Genomic DNA, 23,916 nt, shown 5'->3' with positions numbered 1-23,916 from the left:
ACGACAGGCCCTAGGCGCGGGCCGGAACCCCCGTCAGGGCCGTGACCACCGGGTCCAGGGCCTGGTTGATCTCGTCGCCGATGGAGCGGAAGAAGGTGATCGGCGCGCCGTAGGGGTCGTAGACCTCGTCGGCCTCGGCGCTGGGGGCCAGCAGCCAGCCGCGCAGCGCGGCGGCCGCGCCGACCAGGGCGCGGGCCCGCTCGACCAGGCCGCCGTCGGGCAGGTCCGGGTCGGGGTCGGGCAGCGTGGCGGGGTCTATGGCCCGTACGAGCCGGTTGAACTCCTTGAGCGTGAAGGTGCGCAGACCCGCGGAGTGGCCCATGGAGATGACCTGCGCGCGGTGGTCGCGGGTGGCGGTCAGCACCAGGTCGGCGCGGATGACGTGCTCGTCCAGCAGCTCACGGCCGATGAAGCCGGCCGCGTCGGCGCCGTAGTCGGACAGGACGGTGGCGGCGTGCGCCTCCATCGGGGCGCCTTCGTGGCCCCAGGTGCCCGCGCTCTCCACGACCAGTCCGCCGCCGCGGCTCTCGCCCAGGCGCAGATCGAGGGCATGGCGGTGCAGCCGCTCGGTGATCGGTGAGCGGCAGACGTTGCCGGTGCTGACGTGGAGGATGCGGAAGACGCGGCGATCCCCCGCGTCGTCGGGGTCGCCCGGTCCCGCTATGCCACGCCCCAGGGGCGTCATCAACTGGCCACCTCGAGCTCGGGTACCACCTTGCGCAGTTCCTCGGCGCTGATCGCGCCCTCGCGCAGCAGCACCGGCACCTTGCCGGTGACGTCCACGATCGAGGACGGCACGGCGGCGGGCGTCGGTCCGCCGTCCAGGTAGACGGAGATGGAGTCGCCCAGCATGTCCTGGGCGGCGTCGCAGTCCTGCGGCGAGGGGTGCCCGGTGAGGTTGGCGCTGGAGACGGCCATCGGGCCGAACTCGGTGAGCAGCTCGATGGCGACGGGGTGCAGCGGCATGCGGATGGCGACCGTGCCGCGGGTCTCCCCCAGGTCCCAGGTCAGGGACGGCTGGTGGGTGGCGACCAGGGTCAGCGCGCCGGGCCAGAAGGCGTCCACCAGCTCCCAGGCCTGCTCGGAGAAGTCCGTGACCAGGCCGTGCAGGGTGTTGGGCGAGCCGACCAGGACCGGGGAGGGCATGCCGCGGCCGCGGCCCTTGGCCTCCAGCAGGTCGCCGACGGCCTCGGCGCTGAACGCGTCCGCGCCGACGCCGTAGACGGTGTCGGTCGGCAGCACGACCAGCTCGCCGCGGCGGACGGCGGCCGCGGCCTCGCGCAGACCGGTCGCGCGGTCGGTCGCGTCGCTGCAGTCGTAACGCCGTGCCATTTACGGGACCTCCTCGTGCGGAACGGATGCTGTGCTGATCCGGGGCAGCACCCCGGTACCCCCGGTGCGGTACACGGCCGGCGTCATGGCGTCGCCCGCCGGGCCGTGGCGAAACGGGGCCGGTTGTTCAGGTCGGGGTGATCGGCCGCGTCGGCCCAGCCCCGCTCCTCGGTGAAGATCCACGGGACCTGACCGCCCTGCGTGTCGGCGTGCTCGATGACGACGACGCCACCGGGCCGCAGCAGGCGGTGCGCGGTGCGCTCGATGCCGCGGATGGTCTCCAGCCCGTCCTCGCCGGAGAACAGCGCGAGCTCGGGGTCGTGGTCGCGCGCCTCGGGGGCGACGTACTCCCACTCGGTCAGCGGGATGTACGGGGGGTTGGAGATGACCAGGTCGACCTGGCCGTCCAGCTCGGGAAGCGCACTGAGCGCATCGCCGTGGTGGAGAACGACGCGGGACCCCTCGACGTTCTTGCGGGCCCATCCCAGGGCCTGCTCGGACAGCTCCACGGCGTGCACCCGCGAGCGCGGGACCTCCTGCGCCAGGGCCAGCGCGATGGCGCCCGAGCCCGTGCACAGGTCGACGATCAAGGGCTCGACCACGTCCATGGCGCGCACGGCGTCTATCGCCCAGCCGACCACCGACTCCGTCTCGGGGCGGGGCACGAACACCCCTGGCCCGACGTGGAGTTCGAGGTAGCGGAAGAAGGCGCGCCCCGTGATGTGCTGGAGCGGTTCGCGCGCCTCGCGGCGGGCGACGGCCTCCCAGTAGCGTGCGTCGAAGTCCGCGTCGGCGACCTGGTGCAGCTCGCCCCGCTTGACGCCGTGCACGTGTGCGGCGAGCTCCTCCGCGTCGAAGCGCGGTGAGGGCACGCCGGCGTCGGCCAGCCGCTGGGTGGCCTGAGCCACCTCGGCGAGCAGCAGATTCACGGGGCTTCCTCCAGCCGGTACGTACTGCGTCTTGCGGGTCTTACGGGGTCCTGCGGAGTCCTACGGGTGGTGCAGGACGTGCGGGTGTTACTGGGCGGCGGCGAGCTTCGCGGCCGAGTCGGCATCCACGCACGCCTGGATCACCGGGTCCAGCTCACCGTCGAGCACCTGGTCCAAGTTGTACGCCTTGAAACCGACGCGGTGGTCCGAAATGCGGTTTTCCGGGAAGTTGTACGTCCGGATGCGCTCGGAGCGGTCGACGGTGCGCACCTGGCTGCGCCGGGCGTCCGACGCCTCCTTCTCGGCCTCCTCCTGGGCCGCGGCAAGCAGCCGCGAGCGCAGGATGCGCAGGGCCTGCTCCTTGTTCTGGAGCTGGCTCTTCTCGTTCTGGCAGGAGACCACGATGCCGGTGGGCAGGTGCGTGATGCGCACCGCGGAGTCGGTGGTGTTGACCGACTGGCCGCCGGGGCCGGAGGAGCGGTAGACGTCGATGCGCAGGTCGTTGGGGCCGATCTCGACCTCGACCTCCTCGGCCTCGGGCGTGACGAGCACACCGGCGGCGGAGGTGTGGATACGGCCCTGGGACTCGGTGGCGGGCACGCGCTGGACGCGGTGCACCCCGCCCTCGTACTTCAGACGGGCCCACACGCCCTGGCCGGGCTCGGTGGCGCCGTTGCCGCCCTTGGTCTTCACGGCGACCTGGACGTCCTTGTAGCCGCCGAGGTCGGACTCGTTGGCCTCCAGGATCTCCGTCTTCCAGCCGACGCGCTCGGCGTAGCGCAGGTACATGCGCAGCAGGTCGCCCGCGAACAGGGCCGACTCCTCGCCGCCCTCGCCGGCCTTGACCTCAAGGATGACGTCCTTGTCGTCGCTGGGGTCGCGGGGCACCAGCAGCAGCCGCAGCTTCTCGGTGAGCTCCTCGCGGCGCGCCTCCAGCTCCTTGACCTCGTCGGCGAAGTCGGGGTCGTCCTGGGCCAGCTCGCGGGCCGTGTCGATGTCGTCCCCGGTCTGCTTCCAGTCGCGGTACGTGGAGATGATCGGGGTCAGCTCGGAGTAACGCTTGTTGAGCCGCTTCGCCTCGCGCTGGTCCGCGTGGACAGCGGGGTCGGCGAGCCGCTTCTCGAGGTCGGCGTGCTCGCCGGTCAGTTCCTCGACCGCCTCGAACATCTTCGGGCTCCTGGTGTGCGTCTGGGGGTGCTTGCGTGGCTGCTGGACGACAAAACGCCGGTCCGGCCGCCCCCGGTGAGGGGCGGCCGAGAACCGGCGCCTGGCGGGTCGCTACTTCGCGGCGGACCCGGCGTTCTTGCCGAAGCGGGCCTCGAAGCGGGCCACGCGGCCACCGGTGTCGAGGATCTTCTGCTTGCCCGTGTAGAACGGGTGGCACTCGGAGCAGACGTCGGCACGGATGGCGCCGCCGGCAACGGTGCTACGGGTGGTGAAGGACGCGCCACAGGTGCAGGACACCTGGGTCTCGACGTACTCCGGGTGGATGTCGCGCTTCAAGGGATTCTCCTAGGTTTCGGGAGGGCTCCGGGTCGTTCCGCGGGTTGCGGGCACGTGAACCGGGGCCGACGGTCCAGTCTGCCAGGACTGTCCGCATCTCCCAAAACCGGGGTCGGTCCGCAACTATTCCCCGGGCCCGGCGGGCACCGGAACCGTCACTTGACGTAGCGGTCCGTGCCGCCCATGTCACCTGCGGTGTCCTTGACGGCGGACTTGGGGATCTCCTTGTCGGTCCGCAGCGCCTCCCAGACCTGGCGGCTCTGCTCCTTGAGCGGCACCACACGGCCCTTCTGGACCGCGTCGTAGGTCACCGGGAGCGTGACCATGTCGATGTTCTTGGCGTCGATGGAGCCCAGGCTCTTGGCCAGGCCCATCAGCTTGGTCACGGAGTTCAGCTCGGTGTCGGTGGTCACGGCCTTGGTGGCGGAGTCGGCGATGTCGTACAGCCGGGTGGGGTCGCCGAGCACGCCGATGCTCTTGACCTGCTTCATCAGCGCCTTGATGAAGGTCTGCTGGAGCTGGATACGGCCCAGGTCGCTGCCGTCGCCGCCGGGGACGCCGTGCCGGGTCCGTACGAGCCCGAGGGACTGCTCACCGTTGAGGGTGTGCTTGCCCGGCTCCAGGTTCAGGTGGCTGTCCTTGTCGTGGATGGCCTGGGTGGTGGTGATGTCCACCCCGCCCAGCGCGTCGATGAGCTTCTTGAAGCCGGTGAAGTCGACCTCGACGAAGTGGTCCATGCGGATGCCGCTCATCGACTCCACGGTCTTGACGGCGCAGGCCGGCCCGCCGACCTCGTAGGCGGTGTTGAACATGGCGCGCTGCTCGCCGCGTACCGTCCTGCCGTCCTTGACGCAGTCGGGCCGGGTGATCAGGGTGTCGCGGGGGATGCTGACCACGCTGGCGCGCTTGTGGTCCTCGAAGACGTGCACGATCATCGCGGTGTCGGACCGGGCGCCGCCCTCGTCCTTGCCGTAGTCGCCGTTCTTGCCCGCCCGGGAGTCCGAGCCCAGGACGAGGAAGTCCATCGAGCCGTTGGGGATGTCCTCGGGGCGGTCCTTGCCCAGGGCGGCGTTGATGTCGACGCCCTTGAGGTTGCCGTTGAGCTGGAAGTAGACGTACCCGAGCCCGGCGCCGCCCAGCAGCACGCAGCTCACCAGCGAGCACGCCGTGATCGTCAGTGCCCTGCGGCGCCTGCTGCGCGCCTTGCGCCGGCGGCCGGTGGCACGTATGCCGCGAGAACGGCTCCCGGCCGGCTCCGCGGCCCTGCTGCTGTCCGCCATCTGCTCCTCAGTCCTCGCTGTCTCCGCTACCCCTCGCCGCCACTGTTCAGCCACGGTTTGTCGCGACTTGTCAGACGGAAGGCCGACCGGAAGGGTTGCACAGCGCCTCTGAGGGCCGTTCTTAGAAATGTGCGCGTCCGCGGTCCGAAGGCGCGGGACTTTTGTCCCCCTCACCTGGTATTTCGACCTGTTTCGTGAGGGCACCGCGGCCCGGTGGGGGCCCATTTCGCTGTGCCGAAGGTCTCAGCGCCGCCCGATTCATGGCGAAGTGCTGTCAAAGAACCGTCACGCAACCATCACAAAAAACCCTCCCCGCCACATATGCGGCGGGGAGGGTTTGGCTTGCGGGCCCTGAAGCCCGGCTACGCCTTCGGCACGGAGCCTCAGTCGTTGCCGTTGCCCGCGGTGGGCGTCGTCTTCTGGATCTGCAGCAGGAACTCCGCGTTGGACTTGGTCTGCTTCATCTTGTCCAGCAGCAGTTCGATGGCCTGCTGCTGGTCCAGCGCGTGCAGCACCCGGCGCAGCTTCCACACGATCGCCAGCTCGTCGCTGCCGAGCAGGATCTCTTCCTTACGGGTACCGGACGCGTCCACGTCCACCGCCGGGAAGATGCGCTTGTCGGCGAGCTTGCGGTCGAGCTTGAGCTCCAGGTTGCCGGTGCCCTTGAACTCCTCGAAGATCACCTCGTCCATGCGCGAGCCGGTGTCGACCAGCGCGGTGGCCAGGATGGTCAGCGAGCCGCCGTCCTCGATGTTGCGCGCGGCGCCGAAGAAGCGCTTGGGCGGGTAGAGGGCGGTGGAGTCCACACCACCGGACAGGATGCGGCCCGACGCCGGGGCGGCGAGGTTGTACGCACGGCCCAGACGCGTGATGGAGTCCAGCAGGACGACCACGTCGTGGCCCAGCTCCACCAGACGCTTGGCGCGCTCGATGGCGAGCTCGGCGACGGTGGTGTGGTCCTCGGCCGGGCGGTCGAAGGTCGAGGAGATGACCTCGCCCTTGACCGACCGCTGCATGTCGGTGACCTCTTCGGGGCGCTCGTCGACCAGGACGACCATCAGGTGGCACTCGGGGTTGTTGCGGGTGATCGCGTTGGCGACCGCCTGCATGATCATGGTCTTGCCGGTCTTCGGCGGGGCCACGATCAGACCGCGCTGGCCCTTGCCGATCGGCGCGACCAGGTCGATGATCCGGGTCGTCAGACCGCCCGACTCGCCCTCCAGGCGCAGCCGCTCCTGCGGGTAAAGGGGCGTCAGCTTGCCGAACTCCGGCCGCCCGCGGCCCTGTTCGGGGGCGACGGAGTTGACGGTGTCCAGGCGGACCAGCGCGTTGAACTTCTCGCGGCGCTCGCCCTCGCGCGGCTGACGGACCGCGCCGGTGACGTGGTCACCCTTGCGCAGACCGTTCTTGCGCACCTGGGCGAGGGAGACGTACACGTCGTTGGGACCGGGCAGGTAGCCGGAGGTCCGGATGAACGCGTAGTTGTCGAGGATGTCGAGGATGCCCGCGACCGGGATCAGGACGTCGTCCTCGGCCACCTGCGGCTCGTTGCCACCGAAGTCGTCGCGGCCACGGCGGCCACGGCGGTCACGGTAACGGCCGCGACGGCCACGGCGGCCGCCCGCCTCGTCGTCGAAGCCGTCGTCCTGACGGTTGTCGCGGTTGTCACGGTTGTCGCGCTGGCGGCCGCCACCCTGCTGGTTGCCGCCCTCGCCGCCGTCGCTGTTCTTGCCACGGCGGTCGCGGTCGCGCTGGCCGCGCTCGCGGCGGTCGCCCTTCTGCCCGCGGTCCTGACGGTCGCCGCGGTCCTGACGGTCCTGGCCCTTGCCCTGGCGGCCCTCGGCGCTGTCCACCGCGGCCTCGGCCTTGGCGTCGGTCTTCACCTCGGCCTTGACGTCGGTCTTGACGTCGGTGCGGGTGTCACCGGAGGTCTCGGGGCTGCCCGCGGCGGCGGTGGCGCGACGACGACGGCGCTCACCGGCCGGCTGCTCGTCGCTGACCGGCTGGCCCGGGATCTCGATCTGCTGCTGGCTCGCGGCCTTGTCGGCCTTGTCAGCGGACTTGCCCGCCTTCTCGGCGGTCTTGTCCGCGCTGTCGGCGGCCTCGCCCGTACGGGCCTTGGAGGTGGCGCGGCGCTTCGGCTTGGTCTCTGCCGGTGCCTCGGCGGTCTTGGCCGCAGTGCCGGAGCCGCCGGCCTGCTTCTCCTTGATGACCTCGATCAGCTGGCTCTTACGCATCCGCGCGGTGCCCTTGATACCGAGGCTGGAGGCAACCTGCTGCAGCTCGGCCAGGACCATGCCCTCAAGGCCGGTGCCGGAACGGCGTCGCCGGGGCGCGGCGGGAGCGGCCGTGGCGGGCGCGTCGGCAGCGGCGCCGTCGGCGGTTACGCCCATCAGATCGGTGGTGTCGCTCACGAAGGGTCCTTCCCTGGAGCGGGCGTCGGCCTGTCTGGCTCGGCGACCGGTTGTGCTGTCCGGCTGCGGTCCTTGGCTCTTGCGCGGACCGGGCCGGGGCGGTGGTCCCGCCTGAATACGGCGGAAAGATCAGTTCATGGTGCCGACGCGAGGAGATGCAGTGCGATTCATGTCCGTCGCGTCGATTCCGGAGCGTGCTCGCTTCTGCTCAGGCCAATGCCCCAAGCAGTTTGGGAGGCTCCCGGAAGAAAGGTGGTCCCGATGGGGGACACGAAGTACCGCGCCAATGAGACGTCGGGTACTGACTTGAGGTTAACACTACCGGATCCAACAAACATTCCCCCTCTCCAAGACCGGCAATCGTCGATCACCCGGCGAGCGGCAGGACGCTCGCGCCCGCCGCGTCGAGGGTCAGCCGGTTGGCCGCCCACCCCTCGCCTGCCAGTCGCGCGACCTTGTCGGCCGCACTGTCCTCGACCAGCGCGAGCACCGTGGGGCCCGCGCCGGAGATGACCGCGGGGACACCGTCCGCCCGCAGTCGGTTCACCAGGGCAACGCTCTCCGGCATCGCGGGGGCACGGTACTCCTGGTGAAGTCGGTCCTCGGTCGCGGCCAGCAGCAGCTCGGGGCGCCTGGTCAGGGCCTCGACGAGCAGTGCGGCGCGGCCGGCGTTCGCCGCTGCGTCCACATGCGGGACACTGCGCGGCAGCAGTCCTCGGGCGGTCTCGGTCAGCACCGGCTTACCGGGCACAAAGACCACCGGAACGATGGAATCGGCGGGATCCATCCTGATCGCCCGTGCGGAACCGGTATCCGTCCAGGCCAGGGTGAAGCCGCCGAGCAGGCAGGCGGCGACGTTGTCGGGGTGGCCCTCGATCTCGGTGGCCAGCTCCAGCAGGGCGGCGTCGTCCAGCTTCTGCTCGCCGCCTATCGTCACGGCGCGGGCGGCCACGATGCCCGCGCAGATGGCGGCGGAGGAGGAGCCCAGGCCCCGGCCGTGCGGGATGCGGTTGGCGCAGACGATTTCCAGTCCGCGCGGCTGGCCGCCGAGCAGGTCGAAGGCGGTGCGCAGGGAGCGTACGAGCAGATGGCTCTCGTCGCGCGGGAGCGTCTCGGCGCCCTCACCTGCGATGTCGATGTGCAGGCCGGAGTCTGCCACCCGCACCACGACATCGTCGTACAGCCCCAGGGACAGGCCGAGGGCGTCGAAGCCGGGACCGAGATTGGCGCTGGTGGCGGGGGTGCGCACCCGGACGGCGGCGGCGCGGAACGCTGGACCGGCCATCGCTCGATGACTCTCCTTGATTGATGCTGCGGTACTGCCCCAGAACTTGGCGGCACCAGGGTGCCCGGCCTGCTCATGGGGTCCGTTCTGACCTGCCCTGCACACCACGGCTGTATGCCGTGGGGAGGGGAGTTGGCTGCCAGCCTATCGAAGGAAGGTTCTGTGGCGACATAGGGCGCACGGGAGGCGCGCGATGCGTGTCGCACGCCACCCGGTGCCCTGTCACTGACTTTGCAGCCTTTGCAGGGTTTGCTCCGGGCGCTCCCTGCGGGTGGAGACCGGGCCTGTTACGCCAGACCCAGACGCTCGGCGGCGGCGTCGGCGTCGATGGGGACCGTCACCGGCTGCGGCGCTCCGGCCACCGCCCAGTCCGGGTCCTTGAGGCCGTTGCCGGTCACCGTACAGACGATTCTCTGGCCCGGGTCGACCTTGCCCTGCTCGGCGGCCTTGAGCAGACCGGCCACCGAAGCGGCCGAGGCGGGCTCGACGAAGACGCCCTCCTGGGAGGCCAGCAGGCGGTAGGCGGACAGGATCTGACGGTCGGTCACCTCGTCGATGAGGCCGCCGGACTCGTCCCGCGCCTGCTCGGCGAACTGCCAGGAGGCGGGGTTGCCGATGCGGATGGCGGTGGCGATGGTGTGCGGGTCCTTGACCGGCTCACCGCGCACGATCGGGGCGCTGCCGGATGCCTGGAACCCCCACATGCGGGGCGCACGGGTGCAGAGGGCGTCGCGCGCGTACTCCTGGTAGCCCTTCCAGTAGGCGGTGATGTTGCCGGCGTTGCCGACGGGCAGCACGTGGATGTCCGGGGCGTCGCCGAGCATGTCCACGATCTCGAAGGCCGCGGTCTTCTGGCCCTCGATACGCACCGGGTTAACGGAGTTCACAAGTGCGACCGGATACCGCTCCGACAGGCCACGGGCCAAGGTCAGACAGTCGTCGAAATTGCCCTCGACCTGGAGGATCTTTGCCCCGTGGACCAGCGCCTGGCCCATCTTGCCGAGCGCGATCTTGCCCTGCGGGACCAGAACGGCGCTCACCATTCCGGCGCGTACGGCATAGGCGGCGGCCGAGGCGGAGGTGTTGCCGGTGGAGGCGCAGATGACGGCCTTGGCGCCCTCCTCCTTGGCCCGGGTGATGGCCATGGTCATGCCACGGTCCTTGAAGGACCCGGTGGGGTTGGCGCCCTCGACCTTGAGGTGCACCTCACAGCCCGTGCGCTCGGAGAGCACCTGGGCGGGGACCAGCGGCGTGCCGCCCTCGCGGAGGGTGACGACCTCGGTGGTGTCGCCGACCGGCAGCCGGTCGCGGTACTCCTCGATGATGCCGCGCCACTGGCGGCTGGTGGAGGTGGTGTTGGCGTTGGCAGACATGGGTTCCTTTACTCCCCTTCGACCCGCATGATGCTGGCCACGCCGCGTACGGTGTCCAGCTTGCGCAGAGCCTCGACGGTCGACGACAGAGCGGCGTCGGGCGCTCGGTGGGTGACGACGACGAGGGAGGCCTCGCCGTCCTTACCCTGCTGACGGACCGTATCGATCGATACGCCGTGCTCGGCGAAGACCGTGGCGACCTGTGCCAGGACGCCGGACTTGTCGGCCACGTCGAGACTGATGTGATAGCGCGTGACGACATCGCCCATGGGGCTGACGGGCAGGCGCGCGTAAGCGGACTCACCGGGTCCGGTGGCCGAGTTGAGCTTGTTGCGGCAGACGGCGACGAGGTCGCCGAGGACCGCGGAGGCGGTCGGTGAACCGCCCGCGCCCGGGCCGTAGAACATCAGCTGCCCTGCCGCGTCGGCCTCCACGAAGACCGCGTTGTAGGCCTCGCGCACGGAGGCCAGCGGGTGGCTGAGCGGGATCATCGCCGGGTGCACGCGGGCGGTGACCGAACCGCCGTCCACGGCCCGCTCGCAGATCGCCAGGAGCTTGACCGTGCAGCCCATGCGCTTGGCGGAGGCGATGTCGGCGGCGGAGACCTCGGTGATGCCCTCGCGGTGCACATCGTCGATGGTCACGCGGGTGTGGAAGGCGATGCCGGCCAGGATCGCGGCCTTGGCGGCGGCGTCGAAGCCCTCGACGTCGGCGGTCGGGTCGGCCTCGGCGTACCCGAGCGCGGTGGCCTCGTCCAGCGCCTCGGAATACCCCGCTCCGGATGTGTCCATCTTGTCGAGGATGAAGTTGGTGGTGCCGTTGACGATGCCCAGGACGCGGTTGACCTTGTCGCCCGCCAGGGATTCGCGCAGCGGCCGCACCAGCGGGATGGCGCCCGCGACGGCGGCCTCGTAGTAGAGGTCCGCGCCGTTGGCCTCGGCCGCGGCGTGCAGCGCCGCGCCGTCGGCGGCCACCAGCGCCTTGTTGGCCGAGACCACGCTCGCGCCGTGCTCGAAGGCGGTGGTGATCAGGCCACGGGCCGGCTCGATACCGCCGATGACCTCGATGACCACGTCGATGTCACCGCGCTTGACCAGCGCGGTGGCGTCCGTGGTGACCAGCTCGGCGGGGACGCCGGCGCGCACCTTGTCGGGGCGGCGCACGGCGATCCCCGCGAGCTCCACGGGTGCGCCGATGCGGGCTGTGAGGTCGTCGGCGTGCGTCGTCATGATGCGCGCCACCTCTGAGCCGACCACTCCACAGCCCAGCAGCGCCACCTTCAGCGGACGCGTACGCATCATTCGACCTCGTTTCGTTTCCATGCTCGGTAATGCACCAGTCTCACCCACTGGACGGGACTTTCCGTCCGTCGTCCAGATTCCGAGATGTCTATTTCACCTAACCGACATCGAGACGCAGGAGATCTTCCTCCGTCTCGCGCCGGACGATCACTCGTGCCGCGCCGCCCTTGACCGCCACGACGGGCGGGCGCAGGGCGTGGTTGTAGTTGCTCGCCATCGAGCGGCAGTAGGCACCGGTCGCGGGCACGGCGAGCAGGTCGCCGGGCGCCACGTCGGCGGGCAGGAAGGCGTCCCGTACGACGATGTCGCCGCTCTCGCAGTGCTTGCCGACCACACGGCTCAGCATGGGCTCGGCGTCCGAGATGCGCGAGGCCAGCGCGACGGAGTACTCGGCGTCGTACAGGGCGGTGCGGATGTTGTCCGACATGCCGCCGTCCACGCTGACGTACGTGCGCAGGCCCTCCAGCGGCTTGACCGTACCGACCTCGTACAGGGTGAAGGCGGTCGGGCCGACGATGGCGCGGCCCGGCTCGACCGACAGCCGCGGCACGGCGAGCCCGGCGGCCTCGCACTCGCGGGTGACGATCTCGCCCAGCGCCTTGGCGATCTCCTGCGGCTCGCGCGGGTCGTCCTCGGGGGTGTACGCGATGCCCAGGCCGCCGCCGAGGTCGATCTCGGGCAGCTCGACGCCGTGCTCGTCGCGGACGTCGGCCAGCAGGGAGACGACGCGGCGGGCGGCGACCTCGAAGCCGGCCATGTCGAAGATCTGCGACCCGATGTGGGAGTGGATGCCGACGAGCTCCAGGCCGTCCAGCTTGAGGGCGCGGCGCACCGCCTCGGCGGCCTGCCCGCCCGCCAGCGCCAGCCCGAACTTCTGGTCCTCGTGCGCGGTGGCGATGAACTCGTGGGTGTGCGCCTCGACGCCGACCGTCACCCGGATCTGCACGCGCTGGCGCTTGCCGAGCCGGTCGGCGATGTGCGCCACCCGCACGATCTCCTGGAAGGAGTCCAGCACGATGCGGCCGACACCCGCCTCGACGGCGCGGGTGATCTCTTCGGTGCTCTTGTTGTTGCCGTGCAGCGCGATGCGCTCGGCGGGCATGCCGGCCGCGAGCGCGGTGGCCAGCTCGCCGCCGGAGCACACGTCCAGGTTCAGGCCCTCCTCGTGCAGCCACTTGACCACCGCGCGGGAGAGGAAGGCCTTGCCGGCGTAGAAGACGTCCGCGCCCTCGCCGAAGGCCTCGCGCCAGGCGCGGCAGCGGGCCCGGAAGTCCTCCTCGTCCAGGAAGTACGCGGGCGTGCCGAACTCCTCGGCGAGGGAGGTGACGCTGCGGCCGCCGACCGTGATGACGCCGTCGGCGTCGCGCCGGACGGTGCGCGACCACACGCGCGCGTCGAGGGAGTTCAGGTCGGCGGGCGGCGCTGCGTAGTGCCCCTCGGGCAGCACGTCTGCGTGCCGGGGTCCTGCGGGGTGGGCGGAACGGCTCATGGCTTTGGGAAATCCCCTCGGAGGTCTTCTGATGGTCCCGGGTCCTGCCGGACGGCTCGGTGTGCCGGCTGCGGCGACTGCGTCAGGCGGTGCCCCGGTGGTGTCAGAGGCGGTCGGGCGTGGAGATGCCGAGCAGGCGCAGGCCGTTGGCGAGCACCGTCCCGGTGGCCTCGGCGAGGGCCAGTCGGGCGCGGTGAACGGCCAAGGGTTTCTGCTCCCCGACGGGCAGCGGCGGACAGGTGTCGTGAGCGCGGAAGAAGGCGTCCGCCGTGCTCTCCAGATGCCGGGCGATCCGGTCCGGCGCCCGGTGCCGCGCGGCGGCCTCCACGGCGGCGGGGTAGGCGGCGAGCGCGGCCTGCAGGTCGGCGCAGGGCTCCGGGCGGGAGGCGGTGGCGGGCAGGCCGTCGGCGGGTGCGGCCGTGGGGTCCCCGGGCTCCGGTGCGAAGCCGAGGTCGTGGGCGTTGCGCAGCAGGGCGCGGGTGCGCGCGTGGGCGTACTGCACCCGGAAGCGGGGGTTGCTCTCGTGCTGTACGGGCCGCTCGGGCAGCCGTACCCGGTCGTGCGCGGCGGGCCTGAGCAGCGCCCAGCGCATCTCGTCGGCGCCCAGCCGCGCGAGCAGTTCGGCGCCGCTCCCGGAGACCGGGAGGGGGCGTACGTCCTCGCCGCCCGGCGCCGTCCCCAGCCCGGCGGCCTCCAGCACCCGCTCCAGCGCCTCGGCGACCACGGCGGCCCGCACGCCGGGGGCGGGGCGCAGGGCGACGGGCGCGGCCGTACCCGCCCGCTCCCCGCGTCCGTAGGCCGCGCCCTGTTCCAGGACGGTCCGCAAGAGTCCGCTCTGCGCGCTGCCCGCGAGGGTGAAGTTCAGGAAGCCGGGGCCGGCGATCTCGACACGGGCGATGCCGTCCTGGCCCGTGAGCCGCCTGCGCAGGATCTCGGCCACCTCGCGCGGGGGGCGGCCGGCGTCCTTCGCGAGCTGGAGGGCGACGTTGGAGGCGTAGTCACCGCAGCCGGGGCGCGGCGGCGGCTGCACGACAATGCGCGCAGGGACGGTCACACACAGCTCCCGCTCCTCCACAGCACCACGCACGGAGCGCAGAACGGTGCGGGAGAGCTCGGCGGGGGTCACGGGACAAGCGTATGGGAGAAGGGGGGTGGGTATGCGAGCAGGTTTCGCAGTGCGGACACCGGCCGCCCGGCACCGCCCGCGCCCCGGCCCTATCCCGCGGGCCGGGCGACGGGTTCGGTATCCCCTTCGGCGTCGGCCAGCCCCTCTGCCGCACCGCCGTCGAGCCCCATCAGCCGGCGCACGGTGCGTACGAGCTCCATCGGCTCGAACGGCTTCGCCAGGAAGGCGTCCACCCCCACCGCCTGCCCGCTGTCCACCTCGACCTGGGTGCAGGCGCTGACGATGGCGATGGGCAGATCGCGCGTACGGGGATCGGCGCGCAGCCGCGCGGCGGTGTGCAGCCCGTTGAGCCGGGGCATGACGACGTCGAGCGTCACGACATCCGGACTGACCTCGTGCACGATGTCCAGGCACTCGGCACCATCAGCCGCGGTCACGACCTCGAAGCCCTCCAGCTCGAGATTGACCCTGATCAACTGCCGGATGACCTTGTTGTCATCGACAACAAGGACCCGGCCGGACAAGCCAGGCACACCTTGAGACTAGGCGCGTACCTCAGGCCGCGTCCGGGTTTTGCCCACTTCCGCCCCGTGCGGGGGAGCTTTCCGCAACCACCCGGGACAGACGTGCCCCATGCGCTAGGACGTACGCCCGGCCCGGGCCCCTCGATCCCGTTCCTGAACACCCCATCGGAGCTGGTAGTGTTCTACCCGTCGCCGCGCAAAACGGCGGCAACGCCCCCGTAGCTCAGGGGATAGAGCAACGGCCTCCGGAGCCGTGTGCGCAGGTTCGAATCCTGCCGGGGGCACTTCGCAGAAGTGCCTGAACAGACCCCGCAGTCAGTGGTTTCGCTGATTGCGGGGTTTTTCTGTTTCCGCGGCCGCCGGTGCGGCGGGGGCTTCAGTGGCCGGGGAGGGTGAGGGTCGCCAGGGCGCCGCCGGCCGGGGGGTTGGTGAAGGTGAGGGTGGCGTTCAGGGTGCGGGACTGGCCGAGGGCGATGGTCAGGCCCAGCCCGTGACCGGTGCGGCCGGCCCGGGTGGTTTCCGTACGGAAGCGCTGGGGGCCGTGGTCCAGGAGGTAGCCGGGGAAGCCGGGGCCGTGGTCGCGGACGGACAGGGTGGGGCCGTCGACGGTGAGCCGGACCGGGGCCGCGCCGTGTTTGTGGGCGTTGGCGATCAGATTGCCCAGGATGCGTTCGAGGCGGCGGTGGTCGGTGCGGAGCCGGGTGTCGCGCACGATACGGACCTCGGTCTCCAACCCCGAGGCGAGGGCGGCGCGTTGGGCCAGCGGGCCCAGCCGGTGGGCGTCCAGGTCGGCGCTCTCGGCGCGGGCGTCCAGGCGGGAGATCTCCAGGAGGTCCTCGGTGAGGCGGCGCAGGGCCTGGACGCGGTCCTGGACGAGCTGGGTGGGGCGGGAGGGCGGCAGGAGTTCGGCGGCGGCGTGCAGCCCGGTCAGCGGGGTGCGCAGTTCGTGGGCGACGTCCGCGGTGAAGCGCTGTTCGTTGTGCAGACGGCGGGCCTATCGCTTCACCAGGTCGGCGTAGAAGATGATGTTGGCCGAGCGGTGGCCGTCCACGATGTCGCCGCCGCAGGTCAGCAGGCGCAGCTCGGGGCGGTCGGTGGGGCCGTAGACCTTGTCGGTGGGGAAGGCGTCCTTCTTGACCTGCTCGCGCTCGCGGATCGTGAAGGTGGCGGTGGAGCCGTCCTCCCTGAGGATCTTGATCTTGTCGCCGACCTTGATGTTCTTCACGTTGCGCATCAGGGCCGGGCCGTTCTTGGTGTCGTAGTGCGCCACCACGACCGAGGCGCCCCTCTCGCCCGGGGTGGGGCTCTGGGTCCACCAGCCGGGCTGTTCGGCCTTGTCCACCGGCGGTACGCCCAGCTCGCCCGAGCCGTCCACCTCCAGCGGTACGAACGGGCCCGCGTTCACGCCCGCGGAGGGGATCTCAAGCCGCTTGGGCTTGGAGGGCGCCATCGGCTCGGCGGCCTGCTTCGCGGGGGCGATCGCGGCGTTCTTGATGTTGACGTCGGGGCCGGGGGTGTCACCGGCGCCGCAGGCCGTCAGTCCGCCGGCGAGGGCGAGCGCGAGCGCGCTGGCGGCCGCGATCCGGCCCAGACGGCCGGAGCCGGTGCCGGTACCGGAGCGCAGTGGGGTGGACGTGGTCACGGGGACTCCAGTTGCGTACGGGGGACAGGCAGGAAGGAGTGGGGCGCTCGGCGACGGGGCGGTCCGCTCCGGTGAGGGAGAAGCGGTGCGGCCCCGCCGCCGGGCGCGCGCCGGACCGGTCCAGGGGGCGGACCGGTGCCCGCGCCTCAGGAGTTGCTGCCGGCCTTGCGGCGGCGCAGCAGCGTGAAGCCCAGGCCCGCGGCGGCCGCGGCGGCGCCGCCACCGGCGAGCAGCATGGTGTCGTCGCCCGACCGCACGCCCTCGGCGCCGGCCTTGACGCCGCCCTTGGGGACGACCTTGTGCTGGCCCGCGCCCGGCGCCTCGCGGCTCTGCTGCGCGCGGTCCTGCTTCGTGCCGTCGTCCTTCTTCTTGCCGCCCTCGACCCAGGACTTCATGGTGCCGTCGGGCCGCAGGACGAAGTGCGCGCCGTTGTGCTGGCCGTAGGCGGGCTTGCCACCCTTGGTCTCCAGCGTGTCGTACTTGGTGAGCTTGCCGGTGTCGGGGGCCTTGGCGTACAGGTCGGCCTGGAAGTGGTCCTGCCCGAGCTTGTAGACCTTGGCGGTGAAGCCGCCGGCGAGGCCCTGGGTGCGGACGAGCTTGCGCTCGACCTTCTTGTCCTGGTCCTTGTCCTTGTCCTTGCTCTTGTCGCCCTGGTCCTTCGAGCCGGTGTCCTTCGCGCCGTTGTCCTTGGAGCCGTTGTCCTTGGCTCCGTTGTCCTTCGCGCCGGTGTCCGGCTTCTTGTCCTGCTCACCGGTCCGGCCGACCGGGTCGGTCGGGGCCGGGCTGTCGGCGAAGGCGGCGGCGGCCGGGAGCAGCAGCGCGGAGCCGGCCACGGCGGCTATCGCGGAGGTACGGACGAGGCTGCGGCGGCTGGCGATGCGGCGGGTGGAAGCCATCGGGAAGTTCCTTTGCGGGATCCGGTGTTCGTTACGCCGTCCGCTCTGTTCGGCGGCGACACCAACGAAGCTATTCAGCCCACATCACGGCGATTCTTCCGCTTTGTAACAGCCAGCCGGAGAAGAGCGCACAGTGACGCAACCGCGACGGCGGGTAGGCCTTTGGTCCCCCGCCGGCCCTGCGTCACCTCGGCCGAAAGACGGAAATGCTCGGACCGGGCACCCGGCCGTTCGGCCAAGTACCCGGTCCGGGTTTCCGGTTGGGGCGCCCGCGCGCTCCGGTCAGACGTCGAGGTGTACCGGCAGGTTCTCGATTCCGTACACGATCGACAGCTTTCGGAATGCCAGCTCCTCCGGTTCGACGGCCAGGCGCATATTGGGGAATCGCCGTACGAGTGCGGGATAGGCGGCGCGCAGTTCCATACGGGCCAGTTCGGCGCCGACGCAGCGGTGGATTCCGTAGCCGAAGGCGAGGTGGGAGGGGACGTTGCGCGAGGGGTCGAAGCGCTCCATGTCGCTGCCCGTACGGGCGTCGCGGTCGGCGCCGCTCAGGGAGCACAGGACCACGTCGCCGGTGGCGATCTGCACCCCGCCGATCTCCAGGTCCTCCTTGGCGAACCGGGGGAAGGCGACCTGGACGACGGTGAGATAGCGCAGCAGCTCCTCGACGTAGCGCTCGGTCGCCTCCTCGTCGTCCTTGATGGCCGCGAAGTGGGCCGGGTCCTGGAGGAGGACGAGTGCGCCCAGCGCCAGCATGCTCGCGGTCGTCTCGAATCCTCCGGTGAGCACGCCGTCGGCCAGGCCCGCCAGTTCCTCGTCGCTGACCGAGTCGCCGTGCTCCTTGATGATCATGCCGAGCAGACCGTCACCCGGCTCCTGCCGCTGCTTCTTGACGACCTGGCGGAAATACGTGAGCGATTCCGATATGGCGCCGAGGGAGGCGTTGGCTCCGCTGAAGAGGTCGAAGCGGGCCGCGCTCAGCCGCTCGAACTCCTCGCGGTCCTCGTAGGGGACGCCGAGGAGTTCACAGATAACCAGCGACGGGATGGGCAGGGCGAAGGATTCGACTATGTCCACGGGCCCGCCGGAGCGGCCCGCCTTTTCCATGGCGTCCAGCCGCTCTTCGACGATCTCGTGGATCCGCGGGGTGAGCCTGCCGAGCCGGCGCATGGTGAATTCGGGGGTCAGCAGGCGGCGCAGCCGGGTGTGCACGGGCGGGTCGGAGAATCCGAGTCCGCCCGGGTTCTGCTCGTCGCTGGCGCCCGCCTTGCCGATCAGATTGGTGAAGTCGGAACTGAATGCGTTCGCCTTCCCCAGAACCGCCTTGACCTCGTCATAGCCGGTGACCAGCCAGACATTGGTCGCGATGGGCACCGGAAGCCTGCTGATGGGCTCTTTCTCCCGAATTGCCGCCAAGTCTCCCACCGGGTCGAGCCCTTCGCGGCGCAGCGGCATCAGCGTGGACTCGGGCAAGAAAGACATTCGAGACAGATCGAAGCCTTTCTTTCGTGTTCTCGCCAGATACATGCGGCCTACCCAGGCGATGATCCGGGAACGGAGAGTCGTCATGACGCCAATACTGCCTTTCGTCGAGAGGGACGGTCATCCGCCCTCGACGACGCGAGGGGGCTGGTGGTGGTTGACGGCGACCGGGAGAGCGAGGCCCGCCCCCGCACGTATCGGCCACCCGAGGCCCAAGGCTAATTCGTCGGCGAATGCGTTGGCGAAATCCCCGTCCCCGTACCCGCTGGACACCGGCCACGCCACCCCCGGACCCCCCTCCCCCCGCTCGACCGCCCCAACCCTTGGCGCACCTCGGCCCGATCCGAGGTCCAGGCCGGGGTGCGGCGCGTGGCGGATGCACTCCTCGATGCCCGGGCCCGCTCACGGAATGTGTCCGGACAGCGGCTACAGAGAACGAGAATTCGGGAAATCACCCGAATTCTTCGCCTCAAGAATGCAACGCAGAGTGATGAGTTGCGGACGCTCCGACGCACCTCTGGCGTGATGCGAGCGAGGCAGGCATACCGCATCGAACTCCGCGCCGGCACCTGCCCGGCAACGGCAAGTGCGCCTGATCCTCGGCGCGCCGCATCTCCCAATCCGGCAAGGCTCCCGCGCGGTGCCGACCTGAGCGCCCGCGGCCGAGTCCGCGCACCCCGTACGCCCCGGCCCGCCCCCGCAGTCCGGGGCGTACCGGCAGGTGACGGAGCGTCAGCGATCCACCTCGCCGCATGCCGCACAAGAATTTCGACATAACAGACATATCGCCCACCGCTTGCTACGTTGCCTGACATGACGGCAACAACGGCGGACGCTCCCCCGCCGGGCCTGCGACTGCCCAAGCGCCGGGGCGTCGAACTGGCCCTGATCGTCGGCGCCGTGCTCATCAGCGTCTACGGCTACATCGATGTGGGCCTGGCCAAGAGCGGCGCCGTCCCGGGCGGCGCGGCCGGCTACGGAGCGGGCCTGGGCGTCCTGGCGCTGCTCGCCCATCTCGCCGTCCGCTTCCGCGCCCCCTACGCCGATCCCCTGCTGCTGCCCATCGCCGTCCTCCTCAACGGCCTCGGGCTGGTCCTGATCTTCCGGCTGGACCTGGAGACCCCCAAGGACCAGGCGGCGCCCACCCAGCTGATCTGGTCCACGCTCGGCGTCGCGCTGTTCATCGGCGTGGTCCTGCTGCTGCGCGACCACCGGGTCCTGCAGCGCTACGCCTACGTCTGCGCGGCCGTCGCGCTCGCCCTGATGATCGTGCCGATCTTCTTCCCGGCCATCAACGGGGCGAAGATCTGGATCAGGGTCGCGGGCTTCTCCTTCCAGCCCGGCGAGTTCGCCAAGATCCTGATCACCGTCTTCTTCGCGGCCTATCTCGCCGCCAACCGCAACGCGCTGGCCTATACGGGCCGCCGCATCTGGAAGCTGCAGTTCCCCACCGGCCGGGTGCTCGGCCCGATCCTGGCGATCTGGGTGCTCAGCGTCGGCGTCCTGGTCCTGGAGCGCGACCTGGGCACCTCGCTGCTGTTCTTCGGTGTCTTCGTGGTCCTGCTGTACGTGGCGACCGGGCGCACCGGCTGGATCGCGGTCGGCCTGCTGCTGGCCGCCGTCGGCGCGGCCGCGGTGGGCGCTCTGGAGCCCCATGTGCACAGCCGCGTCCAGGACTGGCTGCACCCCTTCGCCAGCATCGAGGCGGGCCGAGGCGCGAGCCAGCTCGCCCAGTCCCTGTTCGCCTTCGCGGCGGGCGGGCTGCTGGGCACGGGTCTGGGCGAGGGCCACTCCTACCTCATCGGCTTCGCCATGAAGTCCGACTTCATCCTGGCGACGTTCGGCGAGGAGCTGGGGCTGGCCGGGCTGACCGTGCTGTTCCTGCTGTACGCGCTGCTGGTGGCGCGCGGCTACCGGGCGGGCCTGGCGCTGCGCGACCCCTTCGGGCGGCTGCTGGCCGTGGGGCTCGCCTCGCTGCTGGCCATCCAGGTCTTCGTGATCGCGGGCGGGGTGATGGGGCTGATCCCGCTGACGGGGATGGCGATGCCCTTCCTCGCGCAGGGCGGCTCGTCCGTCGTGACCAACTGGATCATCGTCGCGCTGCTCGTCCGTATCAGCGACAGCGCCCGTACGCCCCGGCCCACGGCCGCCGAGACCGGGGTCATCGCCGCCGTCCGCCCCGGCGACCTCACCCAGGACCTCGACCTGCGCGGCAAAAGCAGCGGCGAGAGCACCAGCGAGGACGGCGGCCAGGACGCCGGTACCGGCCGCACCGACCGGGAGGCCGACCAGTGATCCGCTACATCCGCCGCGCCTCGGCCTTCTGCCTCGTCCTGCTGGTCGCGCTGCTGCTCAACGCCTCCCGCGTCCAGGTCTTCGAGGCCGAGGACTACGACACCAACCCCGCCAACCGCCGTGCGGTGATGGCCCGTTACAACCAGCCGCGGGGCAACATCCTGGTCGGCGGCAAGAGCGTGACCGGGTCGAAGGACAGCGGCGGACGGCTGCGCTACGAGCGCACGTACACCCAGGGCCCGCGCTACGCGCCCGTCACCGGCTACGCCTCCCAGATCTACGGCACCACGCTCATCGAGCACGCCGAGGACACGATCCTGTCCGGCACCGACAGCCGCCTGGCCACCGTCCCCCTCTGGTACGACATCTCCCGCCGGCAGCAGCCCGGCGGCAATGTCGCCACCACCATCGACCCGGCGGCGCAGCAGGCCGCGTTCGAGGGGCTGGGCGGCAAGCGGGGCGCGGTGGCCGCCGTGGAGCCGGCGACCGGGAAGATCCTCGCGCTGGCCAGCACGCCGTCGTACGACCCCGGGCAGCTCTCGGGTACGGACACGTCCGTGAGCGAGACCTGGAAGCGGCTGAACCGGTCCTCGGCCCAGCCGATGCTCAACCGGGCCATCCGGCAGACCTATCCGCCCGGCTCGACGTTCAAGGTCGTCACCGCGGCCGCCGCGCTGGACAGCGGCGCGGTCACCGACATCGACGCCGCCACCGCCGTCCCCAGCCCCTATACGCTGCCCGGCACCAGCACCCGGCTGACCAACGAGGCCAGCGGCTGCGCGAACGCCACGCTCAAGTACGCCTTCGAGGTCTCCTGCAACACCGTCTTCGCGAGCCTGGGCGCCCGGGTGGGCCTGAACGGCATGGTCAAGGCCGCGGAGAAGTTCGGCTTCAACGACACGGGGCTGAAGATCCCCTCCCCGGTCGCCAAGAGCAACTTCGACACCGAGATGAACGCCTCGCAGGTGGCGCTCTCCTCCATCGGGCAGTTCGACACCACCGCCACCCCGCTCCAGATGGCCATGGTCGCGGCCGCGGTCGCCAACGGCGGGGAGCTCAAGTCCCCCTATCTGGTGGACAGGTTGACCGACTCCAAGGGGGAGACGGTCGCCACCACGCCGCACAAGACGCTGCGCCAGGCGATGAGCCCGGCCACCGCCCAGCAGCTCCAGTCGATGATGACCGACGTCGTCACCACCGGCACCGGCCGCAACGCCGCCATCGACGGCGCCACGGTGGGCGGCAAGACCGGCACCGCGCAGCACGGCATCAACAACGAGGGCACGCCGTACGCCTGGTTCATCTCCTGGGCCAGGGCCGACGGGGCGAGCGACGCGGCGGTCGCGGTGGCGGTGGTCGTGGAGGACGCGGCGGCCAACCGCGCCGACATCAGCGGCGGCGGGAGCGCGGCGCCGATCGCCCGGGCTGTGATGCGGGCGGCTCTGCGCTGAGCGCACAGCCGGATGCTCCGCTGCCAGGGCTGTTGTGACACCGCGGGTCGGTGGGGGTTGGGCGCGCCCACGCGGCGGAGCCGCGTATCGACGCGGTCCCGCACCCCTGAAGCCGCGCCCCTGGACCCGTGCCCCTGATGGGGCGCGATGCACCATGAGGGCATGAACGAGAACTTTTCGGCGGGTGGGCTGCTGTCGCTCTCCGAGGTGGAAGCGCTGGCGCGGCGGGTGCATGCGGGGCAGACGGACAAGGCGGGGCGGCCGTATGCCGAGCATCTGGCGGCGGTGGCGGAGGGGGTGCGGGTGCGCGGCGGGGACCGGGAGCAGATCGCCGCTGCCTGGCTACACGATGCGATCGAGGACGAGGCGCTGAGCGTGGAGTGGCTGGACAAGGCGGCGCTCGGTGCGCGGACCAAGGCGATGGTGCTGGCGGTGACCAAGCGGCCCGGTGAGGCGGCCGAGGAGTACGCGACGCGCATCCTGGCCACGCCGGGCGCGCTGCTGGTCAAGGAGGCGGATCTGGCGCACAACGCCGATCCGGCGCGGCTGGCGGTGCTGGACGGGGCCACCCGCGACCGGCTGACGGCCAAGTACGCCCGGATGCGGGACCTGTTGGGGCTGTCCGGCCGGTCCCCGGCCGACGCCGGGTCCGCCGTGTCCGCCCACCGGACGCCCCCGCGCAAAGGTGGCCTGTGCAGCTAACCTGCCGCGCATGACCACCACGGGCACCCCGGACACCACCGCGCCGCCGGCCGCCGCAGGCGTCATCGCCGCTCTCACGGGCGTCGGTGTCCGCCGGCTCACCACCGGCCAGGTCATCCTCGACGGCATCGACTTCAGCGTGCGCTCCGGCGAACACTGGGCGCTGCTGGGCGCGAACGGCGCGGGCAAGACGACGGTGCTGCGGCTGGTCGGCGCGACGATGTTCCCCACCACCGGGTCCGTCGAGGTGCTCGGGCACCGGCTGGGCCGGGTCGACGTACGCGAACTGCGCGCCGCCATCGGCCTGGTGTCCGGCGCGCAGAAGGTCCCGCAGGACGCCACGGGGCACACGGTGGTCCTCACCGGCGCGACCGGCACCGTCCAGCCGCTGTGGGGCAAGTACGACGCCGCGACGCGCGAGCGGGCCCACGAGGTCCTGGCCGAGCTGGACTGCAAGGAGCTGGCGGACCGCCCGTACGGGGTCTGCTCGGGCGGCCAGCGGGCCCGCCTCCTGATCGCCCGCGCCCTGATGGCCGACCCCTCGCTGCTGCTGCTCGACGAGCCGTTCAACGCGCTCGACCTGCCCTCCCGCGAGGACCTGATCGACACCATGCACCAACTGGCGCTCGCCCGGCCGGGGTTGGCGACGGTGACGGTCACCCACCACCTGGAGGAACTCTCCCCCGCCATCGGCCACGCCCTCCTGCTGCGCGAGGGCCGGGTGCAGGCGCGCGGCCCGGTGGAGCGGGTGCTGACCGACGAGCGGATGACCGCCTGTTTCGGCAGGCCCATCGAGGTCACCCGGCACGGGGGCCGCTGGCTGGCCCGCTCCGCTGGAGGCGCGGCCGTCTGACCGCGCCCCTGCAAGGGCGCCGGTGCGTCAGGAAGCCGC

Annotated in this window: 20 protein-coding genes, 1 tRNA gene and 1 pseudogene; 5 read left to right on the top strand and 17 right to left on the bottom strand. The window is 71.1% G+C overall.

All coding sequences use genetic code 11. The features are described from left to right. Window positions 1-10 precede the first annotated feature (10 nt). The 13 genes from AC4IJH_RS08345 to AC4IJH_RS08285 all read right to left on the bottom strand — a co-directional run bounded on the left by AC4IJH_RS08345 (window position 11) and on the right by AC4IJH_RS08285 (window position 14,565). Window positions 11-688, bottom strand: coding sequence for an arsenate reductase/protein-tyrosine-phosphatase family protein (locus AC4IJH_RS08345; protein WP_490850911.1), 678 nt, complete (start codon window positions 686-688; stop codon window positions 11-13). Beyond that, entirely contained in the window at window positions 685-1,332 is a 648-nt protein-coding gene (locus AC4IJH_RS08340) for an L-threonylcarbamoyladenylate synthase (protein ID WP_490850910.1), read from the bottom strand. Before AC4IJH_RS08340 ends, AC4IJH_RS08345 begins: the two co-directional genes overlap by 4 nt. 83 nt (window positions 1,333-1,415) lie before the next feature. Beyond that, entirely contained in the window at window positions 1,416-2,261 is an 846-nt protein-coding gene (gene prmC / locus AC4IJH_RS08335) for a peptide chain release factor N(5)-glutamine methyltransferase (RefSeq protein WP_490850909.1), read from the bottom strand. An 87-nt stretch (window positions 2,262-2,348) separates the two neighbouring features. Then, window positions 2,349-3,428, bottom strand: coding sequence for a peptide chain release factor 1 (gene prfA / locus AC4IJH_RS08330; protein WP_490850908.1), 1,080 nt, complete (start codon window positions 3,426-3,428; stop codon window positions 2,349-2,351). A 111-nt stretch (window positions 3,429-3,539) separates the two neighbouring features. Further along, a complete protein-coding gene (gene rpmE / locus AC4IJH_RS08325; RefSeq protein WP_490850907.1) occupies window positions 3,540-3,764 on the bottom strand; it encodes a 50S ribosomal protein L31 in 225 nt (74 codons plus the stop codon). Between the two features lie 155 nt (window positions 3,765-3,919). Further along, on the bottom strand, window positions 3,920-5,044 hold the full coding sequence (locus AC4IJH_RS08320; RefSeq protein ID WP_490850906.1) for an LCP family protein: 1,125 nt from the start codon (window positions 5,042-5,044) through the stop codon (window positions 3,920-3,922). 383 nt (window positions 5,045-5,427) lie between these two features. Further along, window positions 5,428-7,458: a transcription termination factor Rho gene (rho, locus tag AC4IJH_RS08315; RefSeq protein WP_490850905.1), complete on the bottom strand. Its 2,031-nt coding sequence runs from the start codon at window positions 7,456-7,458 to the stop codon at window positions 5,428-5,430. Between the two features lie 367 nt (window positions 7,459-7,825). After that, complete coding sequence (thrB, locus tag AC4IJH_RS08310; RefSeq protein ID WP_490850904.1) at window positions 7,826-8,743, bottom strand: homoserine kinase; 918 nt, start codon at window positions 8,741-8,743, stop codon at window positions 7,826-7,828. A 287-nt stretch (window positions 8,744-9,030) separates the two neighbouring features. Beyond that, window positions 9,031-10,116: a threonine synthase gene (gene thrC, locus AC4IJH_RS08305; RefSeq protein ID WP_490850903.1), complete on the bottom strand. Its 1,086-nt coding sequence runs from the start codon at window positions 10,114-10,116 to the stop codon at window positions 9,031-9,033. An 8-nt stretch (window positions 10,117-10,124) separates the two neighbouring features. Continuing rightward, complete coding sequence (locus tag AC4IJH_RS08300) at window positions 10,125-11,417, bottom strand: homoserine dehydrogenase (protein ID WP_490850902.1); 1,293 nt, start codon at window positions 11,415-11,417, stop codon at window positions 10,125-10,127. A 97-nt stretch (window positions 11,418-11,514) separates the two neighbouring features. Beyond that, window positions 11,515-12,906 carry a diaminopimelate decarboxylase gene (gene lysA / locus AC4IJH_RS08295; protein WP_490850901.1) on the bottom strand — a complete coding sequence of 464 codons (1,392 nt, stop codon included), beginning with the start codon at window positions 12,904-12,906 and terminating at the stop codon, window positions 11,515-11,517. Between the two features lie 103 nt (window positions 12,907-13,009). After that, window positions 13,010-14,032, bottom strand: coding sequence for an ArgS-related anticodon-binding protein NrtL (nrtL, locus tag AC4IJH_RS08290; protein ID WP_490850900.1), 1,023 nt, complete (start codon window positions 14,030-14,032; stop codon window positions 13,010-13,012). A gap of 89 nt (window positions 14,033-14,121) precedes the next feature. Continuing rightward, window positions 14,122-14,565 carry a response regulator gene (locus tag AC4IJH_RS08285; protein ID WP_490850899.1) on the bottom strand — a complete coding sequence of 148 codons (444 nt, stop codon included), beginning with the start codon at window positions 14,563-14,565 and terminating at the stop codon, window positions 14,122-14,124. 203 nt (window positions 14,566-14,768) lie between these two features. On the opposite strand from AC4IJH_RS08285, the gene AC4IJH_RS08280 reads away from it, so the two are divergent. After that, a tRNA-Arg gene (locus AC4IJH_RS08280) sits at window positions 14,769-14,840 on the top strand. Between the two features lie 92 nt (window positions 14,841-14,932). Here AC4IJH_RS08280 and AC4IJH_RS08275 read toward each other — a convergent pair. From AC4IJH_RS08275 to AC4IJH_RS08260, 4 genes and pseudogenes are all read right to left on the bottom strand, one after another. Then, a pseudogene (locus AC4IJH_RS08275) lies at window positions 14,933-15,544 on the bottom strand (sensor histidine kinase); the annotation flags it as partial. A gap of 6 nt (window positions 15,545-15,550) precedes the next feature. Continuing rightward, on the bottom strand, window positions 15,551-16,198 hold the full coding sequence (locus AC4IJH_RS08270; RefSeq protein WP_490850898.1) for a class F sortase: 648 nt from the start codon (window positions 16,196-16,198) through the stop codon (window positions 15,551-15,553). A 146-nt stretch (window positions 16,199-16,344) separates the two neighbouring features. Further along, window positions 16,345-17,094, bottom strand: a complete 750-nt coding sequence (locus tag AC4IJH_RS08265) for a hypothetical protein (protein WP_490850897.1) — start codon at window positions 17,092-17,094, stop codon at window positions 16,345-16,347. A gap of 282 nt (window positions 17,095-17,376) precedes the next feature. Beyond that, window positions 17,377-18,663 carry a cytochrome P450 gene (locus AC4IJH_RS08260; RefSeq protein WP_490850896.1) on the bottom strand — a complete coding sequence of 429 codons (1,287 nt, stop codon included), beginning with the start codon at window positions 18,661-18,663 and terminating at the stop codon, window positions 17,377-17,379. Window positions 18,664-19,389: 726 nt separating this feature from the next. Here AC4IJH_RS08260 and AC4IJH_RS08255 point away from each other — a divergent pair. The 4 genes from AC4IJH_RS08255 to AC4IJH_RS08240 all read left to right on the top strand — a co-directional run bounded on the left by AC4IJH_RS08255 (window position 19,390) and on the right by AC4IJH_RS08240 (window position 23,877). Continuing rightward, window positions 19,390-20,871: an FtsW/RodA/SpoVE family cell cycle protein gene (locus AC4IJH_RS08255; RefSeq protein ID WP_490850895.1), complete on the top strand. Its 1,482-nt coding sequence runs from the start codon at window positions 19,390-19,392 to the stop codon at window positions 20,869-20,871. Beyond that, the gene (locus AC4IJH_RS08250) at window positions 20,868-22,322 is read left to right on the top strand and encodes a penicillin-binding transpeptidase domain-containing protein (RefSeq protein ID WP_490850894.1); all 1,455 of its coding nucleotides are present in this window, start codon (window positions 20,868-20,870) and stop codon (window positions 22,320-22,322) included. The genes AC4IJH_RS08255 and AC4IJH_RS08250 overlap by 4 nt, the downstream gene beginning before the upstream one ends. Window positions 22,323-22,484: 162 nt before the next feature. Next, window positions 22,485-23,024, top strand: a complete 540-nt coding sequence (locus AC4IJH_RS08245; protein WP_490850893.1) for an HD domain-containing protein — start codon at window positions 22,485-22,487, stop codon at window positions 23,022-23,024. Between the two features lie 10 nt (window positions 23,025-23,034). Further along, window positions 23,035-23,877 (top strand): ABC transporter ATP-binding protein, encoded by an 843-nt coding sequence (locus AC4IJH_RS08240; protein WP_490850892.1) that lies wholly within the window; start codon window positions 23,035-23,037, stop codon window positions 23,875-23,877. Window positions 23,878-23,916: the final 39 nt, after the last annotated feature.

Source organism: Streptomyces sp. UF-297 (assembly GCF_058245575.1).
The sequence above is the reverse complement of the archived record's forward strand: the minus strand, read 5'-3'. Positions and strand labels throughout refer to the sequence as shown.